At 27.1% G+C, this 21664-nt stretch carries 20 protein-coding genes; 9 read left to right on the forward strand and 11 right to left on the reverse strand.

The annotated features are described in order from the left end of the window. From HA152_RS07285 to HA152_RS07315, 7 genes are all read right to left on the reverse strand, one after another. Entirely contained in the window at positions 1-729 is a 729-nt protein-coding gene (locus tag HA152_RS07285) for a nucleotidyltransferase family protein (RefSeq protein ID WP_245211232.1), read from the reverse strand. Continuing rightward, positions 730-1947 (reverse strand): L-2-hydroxyglutarate oxidase, encoded by a 1218-nt coding sequence (lhgO, locus tag HA152_RS07290; RefSeq protein WP_209135073.1) that lies wholly within the window; start codon positions 1945-1947, stop codon positions 730-732. Further along, positions 1944-2609, reverse strand: a complete 666-nt coding sequence (locus tag HA152_RS07295; RefSeq protein ID WP_209135075.1) for a D-glycero-alpha-D-manno-heptose-1,7-bisphosphate 7-phosphatase — start codon at positions 2607-2609, stop codon at positions 1944-1946. The genes lhgO and HA152_RS07295 overlap by 4 nt, the downstream gene beginning before the upstream one ends. Beyond that, positions 2602-4383 carry an ABC transporter ATP-binding protein gene (locus HA152_RS07300; RefSeq protein WP_209135077.1) on the reverse strand — a complete coding sequence of 594 codons (1782 nt, stop codon included), beginning with the start codon at positions 4381-4383 and terminating at the stop codon, positions 2602-2604. Before HA152_RS07300 ends, HA152_RS07295 begins: the two co-directional genes overlap by 8 nt. Before the next feature lie 52 nt (positions 4384-4435). After that, the gene (locus HA152_RS07305; protein WP_245211233.1) at positions 4436-5794 is read right to left on the reverse strand and encodes a nucleotide sugar dehydrogenase; all 1359 of its coding nucleotides are present in this window, start codon (positions 5792-5794) and stop codon (positions 4436-4438) included. A 6-nt stretch (positions 5795-5800) separates the two neighbouring features. Continuing rightward, positions 5801-6811 carry an NAD-dependent epimerase gene (locus HA152_RS07310; protein ID WP_209135079.1) on the reverse strand — a complete coding sequence of 337 codons (1011 nt, stop codon included), beginning with the start codon at positions 6809-6811 and terminating at the stop codon, positions 5801-5803. Positions 6812-6947: 136 nt separating this feature from the next. Further along, positions 6948-8033 carry an EpsG family protein gene (locus tag HA152_RS07315; RefSeq protein WP_209135081.1) on the reverse strand — a complete coding sequence of 362 codons (1086 nt, stop codon included), beginning with the start codon at positions 8031-8033 and terminating at the stop codon, positions 6948-6950. Between the two features lie 131 nt (positions 8034-8164). Between HA152_RS07315 and HA152_RS07320 the strand changes: the two genes are divergently transcribed. From HA152_RS07320 to HA152_RS07340, 5 genes are all read left to right on the forward strand, one after another. Next, positions 8165-8887: a hypothetical protein gene (locus HA152_RS07320; protein WP_209135083.1), complete on the forward strand. Its 723-nt coding sequence runs from the start codon at positions 8165-8167 to the stop codon at positions 8885-8887. Between the two features lie 65 nt (positions 8888-8952). Then, the gene (hisH, locus tag HA152_RS07325) at positions 8953-9591 is read left to right on the forward strand and encodes an imidazole glycerol phosphate synthase subunit HisH (RefSeq protein ID WP_209135086.1); all 639 of its coding nucleotides are present in this window, start codon (positions 8953-8955) and stop codon (positions 9589-9591) included. 11 nt (positions 9592-9602) lie between these two features. Then, positions 9603-10367 (forward strand): HisA/HisF-related TIM barrel protein, encoded by a 765-nt coding sequence (locus tag HA152_RS07330; RefSeq protein ID WP_209135088.1) that lies wholly within the window; start codon positions 9603-9605, stop codon positions 10365-10367. A gap of 9 nt (positions 10368-10376) precedes the next feature. Beyond that, positions 10377-11528: a hypothetical protein gene (locus HA152_RS07335; RefSeq protein WP_209135090.1), complete on the forward strand. Its 1152-nt coding sequence runs from the start codon at positions 10377-10379 to the stop codon at positions 11526-11528. Positions 11529-11738: 210 nt separating this feature from the next. Next, positions 11739-12620: a hypothetical protein gene (locus HA152_RS07340; RefSeq protein WP_209135092.1), complete on the forward strand. Its 882-nt coding sequence runs from the start codon at positions 11739-11741 to the stop codon at positions 12618-12620. A gap of 79 nt (positions 12621-12699) precedes the next feature. On the opposite strand, the gene HA152_RS07345 is transcribed toward HA152_RS07340, so the two are convergent. From HA152_RS07345 to HA152_RS07360, 4 genes are all read right to left on the reverse strand, one after another. Further along, positions 12700-13086, reverse strand: a complete 387-nt coding sequence (locus HA152_RS07345) for a hypothetical protein (RefSeq protein WP_209135094.1) — start codon at positions 13084-13086, stop codon at positions 12700-12702. Between the two features lie 19 nt (positions 13087-13105). Beyond that, the gene (locus HA152_RS07350; protein ID WP_209135096.1) at positions 13106-14395 is read right to left on the reverse strand and encodes a hypothetical protein; all 1290 of its coding nucleotides are present in this window, start codon (positions 14393-14395) and stop codon (positions 13106-13108) included. 115 nt (positions 14396-14510) lie between these two features. Continuing rightward, positions 14511-15458, reverse strand: coding sequence for a glycosyltransferase family 2 protein (locus HA152_RS07355; RefSeq protein WP_209135098.1), 948 nt, complete (start codon positions 15456-15458; stop codon positions 14511-14513). A gap of 86 nt (positions 15459-15544) precedes the next feature. Further along, on the reverse strand, positions 15545-16852 hold the full coding sequence (locus HA152_RS07360; RefSeq protein ID WP_209135100.1) for an ArnT family glycosyltransferase: 1308 nt from the start codon (positions 16850-16852) through the stop codon (positions 15545-15547). Positions 16853-17263: 411 nt separating this feature from the next. Between HA152_RS07360 and HA152_RS07365 the strand changes: the two genes are divergently transcribed. The 4 genes from HA152_RS07365 (at position 17264) to HA152_RS07380 (ending at position 21664) form a co-directional block, all read left to right on the forward strand. Then, complete coding sequence (locus HA152_RS07365; protein WP_209135102.1) at positions 17264-17995, forward strand: TylF/MycF/NovP-related O-methyltransferase; 732 nt, start codon at positions 17264-17266, stop codon at positions 17993-17995. 47 nt (positions 17996-18042) lie between these two features. Continuing rightward, positions 18043-19158: an SGNH/GDSL hydrolase family protein gene (locus HA152_RS07370; RefSeq protein ID WP_209135104.1), complete on the forward strand. Its 1116-nt coding sequence runs from the start codon at positions 18043-18045 to the stop codon at positions 19156-19158. A gap of 258 nt (positions 19159-19416) precedes the next feature. Continuing rightward, on the forward strand, positions 19417-21270 hold the full coding sequence (locus HA152_RS07375; RefSeq protein WP_209135105.1) for a carbamoyltransferase family protein: 1854 nt from the start codon (positions 19417-19419) through the stop codon (positions 21268-21270). Between the two features lies 1 nt (position 21271). Next, the gene (locus tag HA152_RS07380) at positions 21272-21664 is read left to right on the forward strand and encodes an SxtJ family membrane protein (RefSeq protein WP_209135106.1); all 393 of its coding nucleotides are present in this window, start codon (positions 21272-21274) and stop codon (positions 21662-21664) included.

Below are 21664 nucleotides of genomic sequence, written 5' to 3' on the forward strand. Positions count from 1 at the left end.
TTAATTCGAATCATCTAATTTTTTAATTCGCCTTGCTTTCTCTAGGGATTCCAAAGTACCTATATCAATATAAGGCATATTTGTATGATAAGTATATATCTTACCTATAAGATTAGGAATAACTTCGGTGCTGAAATCCTTACTATTTTGATAATTTTCAATCAACCATTGTAAGAAATCATCCTCAAAAATATAAGCTGCTCCATTAGCAAGATTACCGGGAGGATTTTGAATCTTTTCATAAAAATTTTTAACAATCTTCTCTGAGTTAACCTCAACAATGCCACAAGAACTTGGATCTGAACAATTAAATGTGAGCATTGTAAGAAGGCAACCAGGTGGACGATTAAAATGTGCTTCAACAAAATTACTTAAATCAAGATTAGTGTAATTATCTGCGTGAATCATTAGTCCTACAGACTTAGAAAAAAACTCATAGTTTTCTATTAACGTACCTGCCGTACCAGATAAAACTTTTTCATAAACCTCATAAATCTTCATTTCTCTATATTTTTGCGTTAATAAGTACTGATGGACTTTTTCATGAAGATAATGAGTATTTATAAGTAATTTTTGAGTATTAATTTTTTCTAATGCATCAATCCAATTCTCCAATAAGGGTTTGTTATTAATAGAAACTAGACATTTGGGTATATTGAGGGTTAAAGGTCTTAATCTTGTTCCTAATCCAGCAGATAACAATAGAGCTCTTAAAGGCTTTTTAATCATTTATTTCAACAAGTATTTATTAATTATAAAATCTGCAAAGGCAAAACTTGCAGTAAATGCAGGAGAGATTGAATTAAGTATGTGAGTACTATTATCACCTTCTAGACATAAAAAATCCTTGATCATTTTTTTTGAATTCATATCAAATAATTGAGCTCTTAATCCAACTTTTTTACTTGGTTCAATATGACTATATTTGAGATTAGGAATTAATTCTTGAGCAGATTTCAAAAAAAACATAGGGAATCCCAAGAAAGCTTGCTCATTAACATATTTTCTAAATCCATCATTATCATGAAAATATTGTTGAGCCAAAAAAGAAAAATCATTTATTGCATTTTTGAACTCAATTTTCTCTAACATTTTATAATTCTCTCTCCCTAAAGCTGGCACTGCTGTAGGTCCAATATCTACAGAAGTATTTAAAGAATTTGGGGTAAAGTGAACACCCAGAAATGGTACATTCAAATCTGGCACTGGATATAGGTTTAAATTAATATTAAAAGGTGCATTTTCTCTTAATTTCCAATAAATTCCTTTAAAAGGAATAATTTTATAATTTAATCCAACTTCAAACTTTTGAGCTATTTTGTCAGCTTGAAGACCAGATGAATTTATAAAATGACCAAATTTTATCCTAGTATTGTCATTTACCAGTAACTCTGATGTCTTTTTATTTAAATGCCATTTTGTAACCGATTTAAATATTTTGACATCCTTATCTTCTAACAAATAAATCAATTTATTAATGACATCCAAAGGTTTGACAACTGCAGTAGCAGGACTCCATAATGCTCTTCCTGATGTAACATTTGCGTATGGAGCTAATCGATTTATTTCACTAGTATTTAAATACTCAATATATGCTCCATTTTTTTTTCCCCTTTCATAAAGAGTATCAAGTTGTTTATCAAGATTAACCTTTTGAGGAATAATTAACTTACCACACTTATTTATATTTAATTCATGGTTTTCCATCCATTGCTTCAATCTATTTGCACCTTCAATACATACTTCTGCTTTCAAAGAGTTGGGTTCATAATATATTCCCGCATGAAGTACTCCACTATTTCTGCCCGAGCTATGCAATCCTAATTGCCTCTCTTTATCAAGAATTATAATTTTTTTAGAAATTTTTCTTTCTATTAATTGATGTGCAATTGTCAATCCAACAATTCCGCCACCACAAATAAGAAAATCGCAATTAAATTTTTTCAAGTTACCTTATAAATAAGATCATCCAAGGGAAAACAGCTTAAATCATCTAAAGTATGCAAAATATTGTTTTTGTTAGATTTAGAAAAAAACCTTAAAACATTTTGCCTTTCTTTTCTTCCATGTCCAGTTAACACATGAACATATTTTTTTAACCCTGATTTGTACCCAGATAAAATATCTGTCAATCGATCCCCAATAATTATTGATTCCTCCAAATTCAAATTAAATTCTATAACTGCTTCCATTATCATGTTTGGATTTGGTTTTCTCCAGCTTTCTTTCTCTAAATCATCAGTTGGTTTATTACTATTGGCATAAATACCATCAATGTTGCATGGCCTTCCTAACATCTCCAACATATGATGAGTTACTTTTTCATAATCCTCCCAAGTATAAAATCCTCTTCCTATACCTGATTGATTTGTGATGACAATGTTTGCCCATCCAAAGCTTTTAGAAAAAGATAACAATTCTTTAATTCCCGATAATATTTTTACATCTTTCGGATCTGAGATATAATTGACATCATCAATTATTACTCCATCTCTATCGAGAAAAATTGCTGGTCTTGAAAATTCAAGATCATTACTAGAGGAATTTAAAGAAATAAAATGATTGAAATTATTAATTTTGACTTTCTCAAAAAAATTAATCTTATCCATTGAATATTTCCCTTCTTATTAATTTGCCATCTTTTATTTCAAAAACTCTATTACAAAATTTAAGAGTATTTAGTCTATGTGCGATTACTATTATGGTAACTTCTGAACCCAAGTAATTAAAGGCATTCATAATTTTATTTTCAGTAACTTCATCTAGCGCACTAGTAGCTTCATCAAGAAATATGACATTTTGATTTTTGTATAATGCTCTTGCTATACCTATCCTTTGTCTTTGGCCTCCACTTAACCTTACCCCTCTTTCACCTACTAGAGTATTTAATCCTTTAAATGAGTTTTGTATAAAATCATTTATCTGAGCTTTTGAAGCTACTTCTTGAATTTTTTGAAAATCAATATTTTCTTTTTTAAAACCAAAAGCAATATTTTCAGCTATTGAAGAATCTGATAAGAAAATGTTTTGAGGAACATGCATAAATAAATTTTGCCATAATTTCTTAATCCGATATGATTTACTACCAAATAAACTTGCATCATCAATTAATATACTTCCCGAGGTTGGCTCTATTAATCCCATGATCAGATCAAGGAGCGTACTTTTTCCGCTGCCAGTTTTTCCTATAAAACCAATTTTCTCTCCTTTTTGTATTTTTAAACTCACATTATCTAAAATTAGAGGGCCATCCTTGTCATATTTGAAGCATAAATTCCTCAATTCTAAATTTTTTTTAAATTTGATTGATTTAAGAATTTTCTTATCTTTTCTTATTTTATCTGGAGGATTTTCTAAAATTTCAATAAGATTAACAAGTCTTGATTTAGCTAACCTTGGTAAAGTAATACCTTCATAAATTCTTTGCGCAAAGGGCAATAATCTTATTCCACTAAAAGTAAGTGCTCCTAATATGGTTATCGCATCTTTTGAGTTAGCAAAGGAAACTAAATAATACCCACTGCAAGCAACAATAATTATTGCTATGGGCTCAATAATTAATTTCGGTAAAATACTTAAAAAATTCCCAAAAGAATCTTCCTTCCTAAAAGTTTTATCGTCTACTGAAAACTTTTTAATAAAATATTCCTGATTATTTGAGAGGATAACATCTCTTATTCCACCAATACTTTCTTGTACTAACTTAATTAGGTTTTGACTTATAATTGCATTAATAACACTAAGTTTTCTAATCTTAATTGCAGAAATTTTTACAAATAAAATATAAAATAATAATATAATAAATATACTATTGAAAGTCATACTAAAATTAATAACTAATAGAGTTATTAACATTATTAAAGATATAACTAATGCCGAAAATAATTGAAAAGTCGGATTAATTACATAGGATATTATTTCATTAATATTTTTGGCTATTATTGTTACTAACTTATTGCTATTGGTCACTAAATGATATGAATATGGCCTATAAAGCGAGTATTTGTAAGCTATTATACTTAAATCAGAGCCAATTAAAGAAGACAATCTGTATGTATAATAGTTAAAAATAATCCTTGTTATAGCTGAAAAAATGTTTGCTACTAAGAAAATAACTGTAAGTATTAGAAGTAAATTATTACCTATTTTAAAATCAAATAAATTAATGATATTCTGAATTATTTGATTTTCTAAAAAAGAATCAGGGTTAGTTAATACAGCCAAAAAAGGGACCAAAGAATAGATGCTTATAAATTCAGATATACTGGCAAAAATTACAAGTATAATTAATAACTTTATTTGTCTTTTTCTTATACTACTAAGATATTTCCAAATTAATCCGATGAGGTAAAAAATATTTTTATTATTAAGAGAATCATTCATAATATTTTTATCAATTATTTATCTGTAAATTAACTTAAAACAAAGAAAGTTCTCAAGGCCTTATTGGATTTAACTCAAGAGGTACAATACCTTTTAAATCTAAAATAATATGTTCTTCATTGCATAAAGACTTCCAATTATCATAATCAAATGCAATGAAATCATCATGGGCGACTGCTACAACAATAATTGAATACTTTTTATTTGATCCTAGTTCTTTATGAATTTCAATATCATAATAATCCTTCGCATTTTCTTTATCTGCAAAAGGATCAAATATATCCACTTTAATACTATGCTGCTTAAATGCTCTTACCATATCAATGACCTTAGTATTTCTAATATCAGGGCAATTTTCTTTAAATGTAAAGCCAAGGATTAATGCATTACTTGAAACTATTTTCATACCTCTTTTTACCATTTCTAGAATAATCTGTTCTACATACCAAGTCGCCATCCCATCATTTATTTTTCTTCCAGCCAGTACAACTTCAGGGGAATATCCAACTTGTTCAGATTTGAAAGTTAAATAATAAGGATCAACTCCAATACAATGCCCACCAACCAATCCAGGAACAAAGGGTATGAAATTCCATTTTGTCTTTGCTGCCTCTAAAACTTGCAAAGTATCAATATCTAATTTTCGGAAAACTATTGATAATTCATTTATCAATGCAATATTTAAATCCCTCTGTGTATTTTCAATTACTTTCGCAGCCTCAGCAACTTTTATAGTTTTTGTTTTATAAGTTCCAGCATCAATAATTGATGAATAAAGAGAATCAACCCATTCTGCAACTTTTTCATTATTACCACTTGTAACTTTAGTAATTGAATTTAATTTATGTTTATCATCTCCAGGATTAATTCTTTCTGGACTATAACCAAATCCAAAGGACTTAATATTTTCTAATTTATCATAAACTGATAATCCTGAATTTAATTTTATAATTGGTATACAAATTTCTTCTGTAGCACCAGGGAATACAGTGCTCTCAAAAATTACTACAGGAGAAACTAAAGATATATTTCTTTTTAATGCGATTCCTACAAATTTGCAAGCTTTTTTAAGAGCACTAAGTTCAGGCTTTTTAGCATCATCTATTGGAGTAGGTACAGTAATTATAAAAACTTCAGCTAAATCTAAATCAGCGATATCATTTGTGAATTCTAGATTATCTAATTTTTTTATTTTAGAAAGATCACATTCATTGGTTTTGTCAATTCCATTGTCTAATTCATGTATCCTTTTTTGACTAATATCGAAACCAATTATTTTTCTATTTAATTTCTTTTTCTTGATACAAGAGTATTTTTTTCTTGCAAATTCTAATGCTAAAGGTAGTCCTACATAGCCTAACCCAATGATAGCAATAGTACATTTTTCATTATCTGGCAGTTTAAAACTCATTAAAGACTAAATATTATAAAAACTTTTATACCACTCAACAAAATTTCTTATGCCCTCATTTATTGAAGTCTTTGGCTTAAAATCAATCCAGTTTTCCAAAAGTTTAGTATCAGCATGAGTAGCTGGAACATCTCCAGGTTGTATTGGCTCAAAATTCTTGATTGCTTTTATTCCGATAGCATCCTCAATAGCTTTTATAAAGTTCATTAATTTTACGGGATTTGAGTTTCCGATGTTGAATATTTTATGTGGAGCCCAACTTGAGGCGGCATTCGGATTTGATTTATTAAAATTTAAATTATCTCCAGGAGGCTTGTTAATAACACGTATAACACTCTCAATAATATCATCAATATAAGTAAAGTCTCTAATCATATTCCCTTCATTAAATACCTTAATTGGTTTTGACTCGAATATTGCTTTTGTAAATAAAAATAGTGCCATATCAGGCCTCCCCCAAGGACCATACACTGTAAAAAACCGTAATCCAGTTGATGGAATTCCATAGAGATGACTATAAGAATGTGCTATTAATTCATTTGCTTTTTTTGTGGCGGCATATAAACTAACTGGATGATCAACATTTTGCATTTCTGAAAATGGCATGTTTATATTCCCACCATAAACTGAACTACTACTTGCATATACTAAATGTTCAACTTTATGTTTTCTACAAGACTCCAAAATATTTAAAAAACCTACTAAATTTGAATTTATATAAGCATCAGGATTTTCCAAAGAGTATCTAACGCCAGCTTGAGCTGCCAAATTAACTACTTTTTTAGGCTTGAATTCTTGAAAAATATTCTCTATTGATTGCTTATCTTCCAAATATACTTTTTTAAATACAAACAAATCTTGAAAACTAGATAATATTTCTAAACGAGCCTTTTTTAGAGAAACATCATAATAATTATTTACACAATCTATTCCAATAACAGTATCCCCATTATTCAATAAAGTCCTACATAAATGAAATCCAATAAATCCAGCTGCTCCAGTAACAATTATTGTCATTAATTAAAATCTTATAGTTTAGAAATTATTATCCAAATTTTATTATCTTTAAAAAAGAAATTATAATAAAAAAATTTTTGCTTAATAATATGTATCTAAGCACTAAATTTTTTTAAGGATCTAGAAATTCATCGGATCAATAAGTTAACTTATCTTTTATGCCAAGAAAGAAGAAATTCTTATAAGGTAACCAATCGCTAGAATGACTTGAGAAACCTAACCAAACTATTAAAGTTAAAAAATAAAATCCCACAAAAAACAAACGCCATGATTGCCTTGGAATATTAAACAACTTATTTTCAACAAATCTATCTGACAAAATAATTTGAACTGGATAAAGGTATAGAGATAGCCTATATATGACGGCAGAAGATTGAGATAATATTGTAAAAAAAGATAGAAAAATCAATCCAAAAACATTTATTGATAAAGTATTCAATAAACTTCTTTCAATATTAGTAAAAGGCATTTTTAATTGATTCATGAAAAATACTAAGGCATAAGAGAATAGGATGCCCCCTTTAACAATGAATCCTCCCGCGTTATAGTTTTTAGTAAAGTAATAAGTATAAGTTTTTTGAAAGAAGTCTAAAAAGAAAAAGCTAACCACAAAATATGAAAAGATTAATATAAATATCATAGAAATAAAAGCCTTTTTATTCCTAAAGTTAACGACCCTTTCTACAAGCGGTATTGTCAATAAGAAAACCGCAGAAGCATGAAATAGAATACAAGCAGCTAAAAAAGCAAAATAAAGTTTATAATTTCCTTTAAGATAAAAAGTTAGTGCAATTAACTCTACTCCAATAGCGGCAGACTGATTAACATAATTCATCCCAACAACAATTACTAAATAAGGATAAGAAATTAATATTCCTAAAAAAGGGTATTTAAGGTTACTGCAAAAGAAAACTAATCCAATAGAAAAAACAATTGCATTCAAAACATTCAATCCAAATATTCCTGTATTTGTAATATTTGTTATCCATAAAAACAAAGCATAAGCTGGCTCTTTAAATTTGCTAGAAAGCTCAGCAAAAGTTTTTTCTTTTTCAAGAATTGTATGTATAAAGTAATTTGTCCAATCAGAACCAACTTCGAATCTTAGGCCTATAAAAACAGTTAAAATAAGTACTAAAAATAAAAATATATACTTATCAATCCTTTGCCTCTCCCTAACTGAAAATAGGGACAAAAATATCATTGGTAAGACGTAAAACATTGAAAATTTACTTTTTTTCAATATAAATCTTTTATAGTTTTAGACCATATAAAATTAAGTTTCTACATAATTCCCTAAAAAAAATAAACTTTATTAAACTACAATCATTAAAAACCTATTTAGATTATTTAATGAAATTAGATTTAATTAAATCAATTAAATTAATATTTATCTTTTTTTTAATAATAACTTCAAAGTACTTTTTTAGTTCTATAAATGTAAAAAAAGATCTTTCAGAAGAGGATATTCGTGCGATCAAAATGTTAAATGTTGATAAGCAATGTAAAAAAATATCTGATTATAAAAGTGAAATTGAATGCATAAAAACGATACAAATTGCACAAAAGAATCTAGTTAATTCTGAAAAATGTAGAACAGGGTTGATCGATGTTGAACCAATTAATTTTATAAATTATAACTTTGGTTGTTGTTATGATAGAGCAAGATTTATTGAAAAGACTCTTACATATTACGGATTCGAAAGCAGAAGAATCTTTTTATTAGCAACTGATAAATATGGTATTTTTTCAGCAATTGTTCCTAAGCAGGATAGCCATGCAGTATCAGAAGCAAAAACTTCAAAAGGTTGGATAGGTGTAGAGACCATAGAGCCATTCTTTGTATTAAATGACGAAGATAATAATCCTTTAACTTTTCGCAAAGCTTTAAAAGAAAAATACAATTTTCCAAAAAAAATATATGATAACTTCTACTATAGAAATCCTATGAGTATAAATGGTTTATATTCTAGACATGGCAAATTTCACAATCCCTATATTCCTTTACCTGAAATTAATTTTAAAGATTTTGCTTATAACTTTAATATTCTAAATTTAATTTTAGTAAATAAATAACTTATAGAAAAGTAAATCAACTAAAGTTATTAATAAGATAATGAATAAATTTTTTTTATTAAAAAATGGATAAATTTCCTAAAGTCGGAATTTTAGACTATGGCACAGGAAACATAGCTTCGTTATTTAAAGCTTTAAAAACTATAGGTTCTTCACCATATTTAGTTACTGATAAAACAAAATTAAAACAATCAAAAAGTTTAATTCTTCCAGGTGTTGGGCATTTTGGAGAAGCAATAAAATCCTTAAAAAAAAATGAAATGATAGAGAATTTGAATTATCTAGTTTCATCAGGCGTGCCAATTTTGGGCATTTGCCTAGGTTTTCAATTGCTTACAAACTCAAGTGAAGAATCACCGGAAGAAAATGGTTTAGGAATTTTTCCAATGAAAACAATTAAAATCAATCCTTGTAACAAAACAAAAATTAAAGTTCCTCATATGGGTTGGAATTCAATAGAAAATATAAATAAACAATTAAAACTATTCAGAAATATTAAATTTCAAAATCAATTATTTTTTTTTAGTAATGGATATGGAATAAGAAAAAATCACTCTAATATAATCAATACAGCTAACTATTTGCATGAAATTGAATGGGTTGCCATCGCAGAAAAAAGAAATGTTTTTGGAGTACAATTTCATCCTGAAAAAAGCAGATCCCAAGGACTTACTCTTTTAAAAAATTTTTTATCCATTTCCTAGGTCTAGTTAGAATGCTTAGAAAACGATTAATTGTCTCACTTTTAATAGATAATGAAAGGCATCTAGTAAATACAGTAAATTTCACAAAAAGGCATTATATTGGTGATCCACTAAATGCTTCATATATCTTTAGTGATTATGAAGTAGATGAATTATTGGTTTTAGATATTGATGCCGCAACAAATAATAGATGCATACCATACGCATTTGTCCAAGCCCTATCGAACTTTACGACTGTTCCTCTTTCTGTAGGAGGAGGAATTAAAAATTCTAGAGAAATAAAAGATCTACTATCTTTGGGAGTAGAAAAAGTAGTAATAGGAGAAAACTTAAACGATAATTTTAACTTCCTTAGAGAGGCATCAAGTAAGTTTGGATCTTCCTCAATTACGGCAATTTTGAATGTAAAAAAATCGCAAGATGGCACTTATAACTTTTTCAGCGGAAAGAAAAAAATTCCTAATAACGACATAATTAAAGTTGCTTGTAAATGTCAAGATGCTGGAGCTGGAGAATTAATCATAAATAATATAGATAGAGATGGCAAAAAAAATGGTTATGATATTGATCTAATGAGTAGATTAAACTCAAAATTAAAAATCCCCCTTGTTGCTTTAGGAGGATGTGGGAATACTAACGATATCAAAGAGTTAATAAATAAAACTAATATTTCCGGAATTGCTTGTTCAACATTGTTTGTTTATGCTACAAACACGAAAAATGTTTTGCTGAAATACGGAGAAATTAAAGAAAAAATTGAAGATAATCTTACTTAATAATCTCTTATGACAACATCAGCCCCCAAGAGAAAATATCAAATTTGCAATAGATGCGTAATGGATACCAGTGATCCTTGGATTATGTTTGATGATCAAGGTAATTGTAATCACTGTAATTATTTCTTACAAAAAAAAGTTAAAAATTTAAAAAATAATCGTTCAAATCGTGAGAATTTAAAAAAAGTATTTGATAAAATAAAAGAAAATAATTCCAACTCTAAAAGCCATGACGTTTTGATTGGAATAAGTGGAGGTACAGATAGTTCATCAGTTCTTTTATTAGCCCAAGAAGCCGGATTAAAGATACTCGCTGTGCATTTAGATAATGGTTGGGACACTCCAGTTTCAATTAGAAATATAAATAAATTGGTCTCTTTAAAAGGAGTGGATTACGAATGCGATGTACTAAATTGGAATAATTTTAAGTTACTACAAAGAATATTTATAGAATCCGGATTGCCAGATATTGAGCTCCCAACTGACAGCGCGATCCTATCAATTCAAAGTAGATTTGCTGCTAAATATAAAATAAAAACAATATTAACAGGAGGTAATATATCTAATGAGGGTATCTTACCTGCAGCTTGGATGTATAACGTCAAAGATACTTTATTTGCGGAATCTGTTATTGCGAGAGCAGGGTATTCAAAATCTTTATTCAAACCAGTAAAATTTGGTTTTCGAGATGAATTGAAGCATAGATTCATTCACAAAATAAATACGATTCATCCCTTAAATCACATTTATTATGATAAAGAGTTAGCTAAGGAGGAACTAAGACTGAAAATTGGATGGGAAAGTCCAGTTGGGAAACATTGTGAATCAACTTACACAAGATTCTGTCAGTTAATTTACCAGCCTAAAAGAAATAAGTTTGACTATAGAAGAGCTCATTTATCAACTGATATTTTGCAAAAAAGAATTAGCAGAAATAATGCTCTTAAAATTTTAAAAGAAAATCCTTGGGAATCAATAAATGTTGAAAACGAATTAGAATTCATAGCATATAAATTGGGATATAGTGTAAATGACTTAAAGGAAATAATGAAAATGCCTTTAAAATGGTATTCTGATTTTCCAAATAGAAAAAAGTTTTTAGGTATTTCATATGACATATATAGATTTTTATCAGGTAAAAAGAAACTTGCTCAATTTTAATTTGATGATATTTAATCAATAGTTTAGGATTTATTTAAATATAAATTTTCTAAATAAATTAGAATAAAGGACTAATCACAATAATATCTTTAAAGGGAAAATTATATATTTCTTATCTTGAAAAATTTTTAAAATATTTTCACAGAAGTTTAATACTTAAAAAGCTAATATATAATTAGATAATTTTGATAAGGAGAAAAAAATAAATATATGTCTATTACTTTCAAAATCTTAAAAACTAACGAACTTGAAAATTCAGATTTAAATGATTTAGCAAAGCTTTTCAAGGATTCTTTTAATAAAAAAGTATCTCAGAAGTTACTTCTTAAAAAATATTTAACTACATATAAGGGTTACTCTTATCATGGTTTATTTTATGACGATAGCAATGACATTATTGTAGGAGCTTATACTTTTATTCCAAAAAAATTCAAATACAAAAGAAAAGAAGTAATTGGATTACATCTTCAAGATACATGCTTCCCTTATGAAGGGATTGTAAATCCATTCTCAATAAAGAAAGGGGTTTTTAAATCACTAGATTCAGTCAAAAAAGATATAAAAGAATTATCTTTTTTATACGGTTTTCCAAACAAAAAAATTGAATCTTTATGGATCAAATTATTGAAGTGGCAATATGTGAATACTGTATATACTTGTATTGATCTATTTCCTATAGTAAGTTTTCTAACAAACTTAAAAATAAAAAAATTTAATACAAGAAATGTAGTTATCACTGATATTGATGAAGAACAAATTAAATCAAGGCTTAATTGCTTTAAAAGTTTTCATCACAAAATAAATGAAAACTCATTCTTGGCTTTATGGCAAATACATAAATTTATTCCAATTCAAGTCATAGATAATTTAAACGTTTATCATGATAAAAAAAATAGTACTAAATTAATAACTTTTTTACTAAGGCTTTTAATTCCCAGCGTATCTTCTTTTAGAAATAAAAAAAATAAGAAATTTTGGCAGTTAAATTTTAAAATGCCAAAATTCCCAGTATATGTTCTTCTTCTCGGAGATGAAATTAAAGATCAGACTATTAACTTTAGTACTTCTTTTATTTGGAATGATGTGCCATAAATATATTTTTTTTCAGACTAAAATTTTAAATGGGACTTAAAAGTTAATTTTAAAAACAATTTATTAAAAATTATATAATCTAAAACGAAGACTTAAATACAATATACTTCTGAGTTATGTAAGAAAAGGCAGCTAAAAAAGGCATAACTATAAATGCAGATAAATTTTTATTAATGTTATATGAATGAACTAAAGAAGTTCCAAAAGTATTCAAAAACCAATTTATTATTGAAAGAAGAACAAACTTTTGAAAATAAGAATTTTTAAATTTATATACACCAAAAACATTCCTCCCATAAAAAAAATAACCAAGCGGAACATAAAAGCAATTACTAATAAATACAGACCAAGATATGGGGAAAAACAAAAGTGAAACATGTAATAATATTTGGGTTGTAGACCAAACTATTACTGCATTTTTTAAAAATCTTACTTTTTGATTAGAAAAAAAATATTTAATTTTCACAATAAATTTTTGTACATATTTATTTGTTATGTCTTTCTTTAAAAAAATCAAGTACGATTTTAAATATTTTCTCATTATTTATATTTTCCTTCATTGTAATATTTGAATAATAAGCTTTACCAAAAGGTATATGAGCTCCTGTTCTTTCACCTAACAAAGAGAAATGTTCATAAAAATCATATGTTTTATCCAAAATGCAGAACTTTGTTCCTTTATCTAAAGCTTTAAAATAATCAAATTGATAAAATAATTTTAATTGCTGAGTTTCATAAGTAACTATATGAAATAATCTTTCTCCATTTATTGAAGCTAATTCAAGTAATTTGAGTGCATGATCTTTATCTTCTTTATTTTTAAAGAAGATATGGCTTTCGTTCGTCATACATTGCTCTAAGGACAAATATTTTATTTTCAATGTATCCAAAAATTTTTCGGGATCAATCTGCCGGTAAATGCAGTATTTTTTTCCATCTACATTTTTTTGTCCTAAAGCATTTAGAACAATTAATGCTTCATCATCCTTTAATTGTCTAAAAATCATACCTAGAATATTATCTACTATTTTCAAAGTCATCAAAAGATCTTTTTCTATAACATCTTTCTTCCAAACTTCATGTTGAGCATGAGCTAAACAATTAAGAAAAATAATGCAAAAATTTGGATCAAATTTCCTCTTATATTTAAGGAATACCTTTGTGGATATTAAATCAAATAATGAGAATAAGAGGTTTCCATTTAAACCAATTTTTAATATTAATCTTAATGATATAAAAATTTCATTTACTAATTCTGATAATTTAAATTGAAAAAAAATAAAATAAACAAGCCTCAGAGAATTTTTTAGAAGTCTTATTAAAGGCAAGGATAAATAATTTTTAGAATAAAATCTTGGTAAAGCCAAAAAATTATTTAATTTTTCTGGTTTAGCTTTCTGTGAATATGTCCATGGATCAGGAAGAAAAAAATTACAATTTTTTGCATTATTTATAGAAGCATTCATAGCTCCCCAGATACCTGAGGAAAAACCTCTTCTTCCCACCTCTTCCCAAATCTGCGGATGTTTTAAATTTGACACATCACCTAGATGATCTACTTTATGCAATTTATGAGGTACCCCAGTATGAATAGATACCCATTGCACCCAAGGATCAAGACCATGATGCTCTCTATCATCCTGACTTTTTGTATTTATATTTTTAAAGTTTAATAATTTTTCGATATTTTTTAACTTATGCAAATGTGCTGCATTAAGCAAAAGTTTATCATTAAACTCATTCAACTCTATAATTGTTAATCTCTTTTTATTCAAAACAAAGAATTTAAAATAATAAATTATTAAATATTAAGAAATTTTCCATAGAAAAGTAATTATTTATTTTTTTTAAAAAGAAAAATATAAATATTTTCATAATTTAGAATCAATATTAAATTGAGCGCAACTTCCTGAAAAGAGGTCTTTGGGAGGCATCATAATAAATAAAATTTATTCCAAAATTTGAGGAAATTAATAAAAATGCAAGAAATAATGTTTGTATACCTGATGGGGTTTCTAGAGTATTTAATAGAGCGTAGAAGTAACTTATACCAGCCAACATAATAGCAGCCATACCAAATAAAAACGAAATGATAAAACTTATGCTGCCTGGATTAAAGTCATAAAGAAAATAATGATAAAAAATTCTTTTTATAAAAATCAAAATATGTTTAAAGAAAAAATTTGGTATTTCGAAAATTGGATACATATTTGATACTTCTTCACCATAAATTGCATTCATTGGAATTTCATGTATTAGTATCTCATTAATAGAACATCTAAAAAGCAAATCAGTCTCAAAAAAATATCTATTATCAATTTTTCTTAAATCTATATTCTTAATTATATCTGATCTAAAAGCAATAAATCCATTAGTTGGATCAAATAATTCCCAATAACCAGTAGAAAGTTTAGTCAAGAAGCTTAGAAAAACATTTCCAACAAGTCTTAAGGCAGGCATTTTCTTAACAATGTTTGAATCTCGAAAACGATTTCCTTTAGAAAAATAAAAATTTTTTTCTTTTATAGGATTGATAAGATTTGGAATTAATTCAGGAGGCATTTGCCCATCAGAGTCTATTTTCACAATAATATCTGCTTTAATCTTTAGGGCATGAATAATACCTGTCTTCAGAGCACCACCTACTCCTAAATTTTTTTGATGCCTTATTACATAAATATTTTTATTTTCTATTTCAGATTCAATTTTATCACCTGTATTAAAAGGACAACAATCATCTACGCATATCACTTTATTGACATAATTAAGACATTTTGAGGCTATTAAAGGAGCTTTGTCCGGAGTCTTGTAACAAGGAATTATTGCGACTGTTAACATAAATTTAGATCTTATATTATTTAGATAGCATCAATAAAAAAAAATATACAATTTTAAATTAAAGTTTCATATATTGTATAAAAAAACTAAAACTTATCTTTTAATTCATAGTAATTTCGCCAAAGATTAATTGAGTAAAAAGACCATATCAAAATAAAAGGGACAACAATAGTTAACATTCGTGCATATGCAGAAACTAATGAAGATAATGCTATATAAATAAATATAAAAACCATACAAAAGATCATTTCGCTTGGGTATTTATTAATCTTTTTAAAGCTTATTAAGCAAGAAAATAAAATCATTGAAAATAAAATTGAATTTGGAATTAAACGTAATATTGTTATATCTCTTTGATAAAAATAACTACTTGGTATGTTGTAAAAAAGTCTGCTTACATTATTTATGATATTCCTTGCATACTTTATAGGATATTGTTTAATATTTGAGATTGCTTTTTGCGTCAATTTTTGATTTTTCTCTACCATATTTAAATTTTCTATACTTCTGAAAAATTCACCATGATTTTTTTCAATTAAGTAACTATTGCAGTTAGGCCCACTATTTTCTAAAGATTGACAGTTTGAATTGAATTGGTCATTATTCCAATCTCCCATTTCTCCTTTGTATGGAGTAGACATCCAATATAAGCTTTCGCCTGAAATATTTGAGAAAAATAAAATTTTGCCTGTTTTACCAAAAGTATAACTTTGGTAAGGTAAAGTCATCGAAAAAGCTAATATTAAGGATAAAAATATAGGAAAAAATTTTCTATCAAACAACAACCAAATACTTATTAAAATAAATAAAAGAATTACTACATAAACAAAAATAGGCTTTGTCAATAACAATAATCCCAAAACAAAACCTATTTTTAAAGAATTTAAGGCGTCTTTTTTAATTTTTTTTCTGCAAATGAGATAAAAAATTGAAATTATTAAAAAAGACGCGAAAGGCTCTGTAAGTGCAGTAAAAAGCTGTTGGAATTTGATGTAGTATAGCCCCCAAATTATAGTTATGAAAAAAGATATCTTTCTTGATAGAAATATTTTTGAAGTTAAATAAGTTATTACTATTGTGAAAGATCCAAGAACAATATTAAAAAAAACTATTGATCTCCTTCCAAAATCCAAAAGTAAAAAAGGCGCAATTACCAAAGAAAAGCCTGGAGAGACTAATCTATCTTTAAAAGGATCTTGATAAATCCCTTTAAAAATATTTTTTGCATTTGCAAAATATGCGCATTCATCACTTACGCAATAATTTGGAATTTTCTCCCAAAAAACTCCAATAATAAAAAATACAGAGTAAAGAGTTAAAAAAGAGAAAAATATTATTAAACAATATTTATAATTATTCTTATTATTAGTATTAGAAATTAATTCTGAACTCATATTAAAAATGCAATAATTCCATTATAGACATTTCCTTATAATTGGATAAGCCTTTGATAATGATTCAAAAAAACTTTTAAAGTCTAGATATTAGATTTTATGATTTTGATTTTTTATTTAAATAATTTAATTGAGAAATATCTTTAAAAATTTTTATAAAACAATTTATTTTAATTATTTTTGAAATTTTGAACTACTTTGCTTAGTTTTACATTTCAAAATCATATAAAAAATTTTTTTAACACTTAGTTCAAAATTTAATAAATTTAAATCTTCCTTATAAATATGAGATTATGAGTGGTAGTATTAGTTAAATTTTATCTTAAGATGATTTATAAAATAATTTCAAGAAAAATTATAACCGCAATCAATATTTTTAAGGAAGGGAACTTTAATCATTTTTTTAGATATTTGAAATTAAAAATTCAAAAGCCAAATAATTCATCTTATCTTAGTGAGATTCATAAAGTAGTAATAAAAGAAATTGATGATCACCATCTGAGCATTTCAAGAGAACTGGCAAAGGCAGTTTCTTATACATATATGATGGGAGTTAAAGGAGACATAGCTGAATTTGGGACAATGACAGGATACTCAGCTGTTGCATTAGCTACTGCTGTAAATCTAAGAGATTTTGAATATAGAAACGATAAAAGAGGAAATAAAAATTTGCATTTCTTTGACAGTTTTGAAGGATTACCTGAAGCAACAAATGATATTGACAAAAATTCTCCTCATGTTCTTGATGGGATTTGGAGCAAAGGTACTTGCAAAGGACTTTCAAAAAAAGAATTCGAAAATCAAATATGCAAATACATAAGTAGAAAAAAATTTTTTGTTTACAAAGGTTGGTTTAAAGATACTGTCTCATTAATAAATGATGAATCATGTTTTTCTCTTGTCCACATAGATGGTGACCTTTACGAATCTGCAATAGATGTTCTTGATCCCCTTTTTAAAAGGAAAATAATATCAAAAGGGGCGATTATATTATTTGATGATTGGAACTGCAATGCTTCTAATCCTAACTTAGGAGAAAAAAGAGCTTTCAGAGAAATAATTGATAAATATGATGTTGAGTACACTGATGAAGGTGGATACTCAGCTAGCGCTCATAAATTTATAATTCATAACTATAAATAGTTCCTACTTAAAATTTTTTAAAATTAAGATTAATAAATTGATTTAAAATGCGTACCAGTTTCTTAAAAATTATTCTAACAAATAGTGCATTTTTTTTTCTTTTTATTTTTTTATCTGAATTATTTTTAGGAAATTGGTTAAAGATTTCTCCTGTTCAAACAATTCCCAATGCTTTATATAAAGTTAGTGAAAAGTATGATGGAAGCCATTTATATAATTTAAAAGAACCATTTATCATAAATTATTCAAGAAATAAAGATGGATATAGAATCTCAGGATCAAGCAATAATAAAAAAAACATTTTAACCATAGGGGGGTCAACTACTGATCAAAGATATGTAAGTGATGGGGAAACTTTTCAAGACTATATTTATAAATATCTAAAAGGAGAATTTAATATAATAAATGGAGGTGTAGACGGACAAAGTACTTTAGGGCACATTTATTCAATAGAAAGATGGCATTCAAAAACTCTAAATAAAAAGAATATAGATACCATCCTTTTTCTAATAGGTGTGAATGACATTAAATTTGTTTCATCCGAACAAAATAAACTTTATATCAACATGGATGATTTAAGTATAGTTTCAAGAATTAGATTTTTTATTTCTAATAGATCTTTTATTTATAAAAAATTAAAAACCTTAAAAAACAAATTTACATTATCTAACGATAAAGTAAAAAAATTAGAGATTGGACATGGTGCTAAATTAAATTACATTAATAATAATCAATTAAAAGAATACATAACTTTAGAAAAATACAATGATAATTCAACTAATTACTATTATTATTTATTTAAAAAACTATTATTAACCACAAAAGAAATTTTTCCAAAAGCAAAAATTTTAGTTGTACAGCAACAAGACCCAAAATGTAAATTTAATAATCAATTAGAATTTGTCCCAACAATTAATAATTATGAATTGGCAGGAAAATCTTGGGACAAGCAAGATGTAATTTCTTATTGTCAATCATTAGGAAACATTTTTAGAATTCAAGAAAATGTTTTAAATGAATCAGACAATTTTAAAAATGTAACGAAAGTAAGGATGTTCATTGATTATCCAGTACCAAAAAATGGTTTCTATGATGGGTTACACACAAATAAAATTGGCTCAAAATTTATTGCAGATTATCTTTTCAAATTTATTAAAGAATAAACTTCATAGATTTCTATAATATAGAATTTATACTCTTAACAAAATTTTTTTTGAAATCATTTTTAAATTTAATTTAAAAATATAGCTCTAAATTTATAACTCTTTTAAAAAAAGACTAAACAAAGACTTAATGATTTTAATAAGAATTTATTTATAAAATTATTTTCATAATTTTAATTTTTAATGATTTTATAAAATATTAAAATATTTACAAGAAAAATTATTTGTGATATTTTGTATATGATTTATGATTAAGCTTTGTCTGTTTATATCTTAGGTATATCTTGTTATTATCATGATAGTGCGGCTACATTATTAAAAGACGGAGAAATAATATCAGCTGCACAAGAAGAAAGATTTTCCAGAATTAAGCACGATCCAGGGTTCCCAATTAACGCTATAAAATTTTGTCTAAAATCTCAAAATATTCAGATTAATGATGTTGATCAAGTCATATATTATGAAAAACCTTTACTTACTTTTGAAAGGCTTCTCGAAACATATTTAGCAGTTTCTCCAAGAGGCAGTAGATCATTTATTGCTGCTATGCAGGTCTGGTTAAAAGAAAAACTTTTTTTAAAAAAGATTCTTAAAGACAATTTAAAATCTATTCATGATGAACAAGATTATAAAAAATTTAAAAATCCAAATCTTTTTTTTTCTGAGCATCATTTATCACATGCTGCGGCGGCTTATTATCCAAGCCCATTCAATAAAGCAGCTATCTTATGCATGGATGGTGTTGGAGAATGGGCAACAACTTCGGCATGGATTGGCGAAAATAATTTAATCAAACCTCTTTGGGAAATAAACTTTCCACATTCCTTAGGTCTTCTTTATTCAGCATTTACATATTATTGCGGCTTTAAAGTTAATTCTGGGGAATATAAGCTGATGGGCTTAGCTCCATATGGTCAGCCAAAGTATACAGATCTCATAAAAGATAATCTAATTGATATAAAAGAAGACGGTTCCTATCGATTAAATATAGATTTTTTTAAATACCATAGAGGATTCCAAATGACATCACAAAAATTTAATAAGCTATTTGGCCAGCCACCTCGTAAAAAAGAGACAAAACTGACTACTTTTCATATGGATATTGCAGCTTCAATTCAAGTTGTTACTGAGGAAATTGTTCTCAAGTTAGCCAAAAGTCTGCGTGAAGAAACAGGTTTGAATAACATTTGTCTATCAGGTGGGGTAGCCCTTAATTGTGTAGCTAATGGCAAATTACTTAAATCTAAAATATTCGATGAAATATGGATACAACCTGCAAGCGGAGATGCTGGTTCTTCACTAGGTGCAGCTTTAGTTGGTTGGTATCAAAATAAAGATAATGAAAGAAAAGTGAATTTAAATGATTCTATGAAAGGTACTTATTTAGGACCTGAGTTTAGCAATGATGAAATAATTAGCTATTTAAAAACTATAAAAGCTCCTTATTTAAGTCTTAATGATAAAGATCTATTCATGAGGGTTGCCAAAGAATTGGATGGAGGGAAAGTAATAGGCTGGTTTAATGGCCCTATGGAATTTGGACCAAGAGCATTAGGCAGTAGATCGATAATTGGAGATCCGCGTAATCAGAAAATGCAAAGTATTATGAACCTAAAAATTAAGTATCGAGAAAGTTTTAGGCCATTCGCACCCTCTGTCCTTGAAGAGGATATTAGTTCTCAATTTGAAATAGATTCAAAAAGTCCTTACATGCTTTTAGTAGCTCCTGTAAAAAAAGATTTATGTCGAGCAATGACAGATTATGAAAAAAGCCTTTTTGGAATTAAGAAGTTGAACATACCAAGGTCTACATTGCCAGCCATTACTCATGTTGACTATTCGGCTAGAGTCCAATCAGTAAGTAAGATGACTAATCCGCGTTACTATAATTTAATAAAATCTTTTAAAGAGCTAACGGGTTGTCCTCTTGTAGTAAATACCTCATTCAATGTAAGAGGGGAACCAATAGTATGCACTCCTCAAGATGCCTACAGATGTTTTATGAGAACAGAAATGGATATTTTGGTGCTACAAAATCAAGTTCTTTTTAAGATTGATCAGCCAAAAATAGAAAAAGACGAAAAATGGATGCAAAGTTTCGAGCTTGATTAAAATGAAAGAAAAAATTTCAAAAAAAACACTCCGAGATTTTGGACTTTTAGTTAGTTTTGGATTCCCCCTTTTTATTGGCTTCTTATTCCCACTTATTACAGGCCATAATTTTAGGATATGGACATTATGGATCACAATTTTAAGCTTTACTCTAGGATTATTTTCACCTAAATTATTATATTTTCCATATAAAATTTGGATGAAATTAGGTTTTATATTAGGTTGGATTAATAGTCGAATTATTCTTGGCCTTGTATTTTTTTCTGTACTTCTACCCATATCATTAATTATGAAAGTTTTTAAATATGATCCACTTAAAATAAAAAAAATATCTAGTAAAACTTATAAGGATTCTAGAATTAACCATAAAATAGACATAAAAAGAGTTTTTTAA

Source organism: Prochlorococcus marinus XMU1412, from assembly GCF_017696315.1.
GTDB lineage: Bacteria > Cyanobacteriota > Cyanobacteriia > PCC-6307 > Cyanobiaceae > Prochlorococcus_A > Prochlorococcus_A marinus_AF.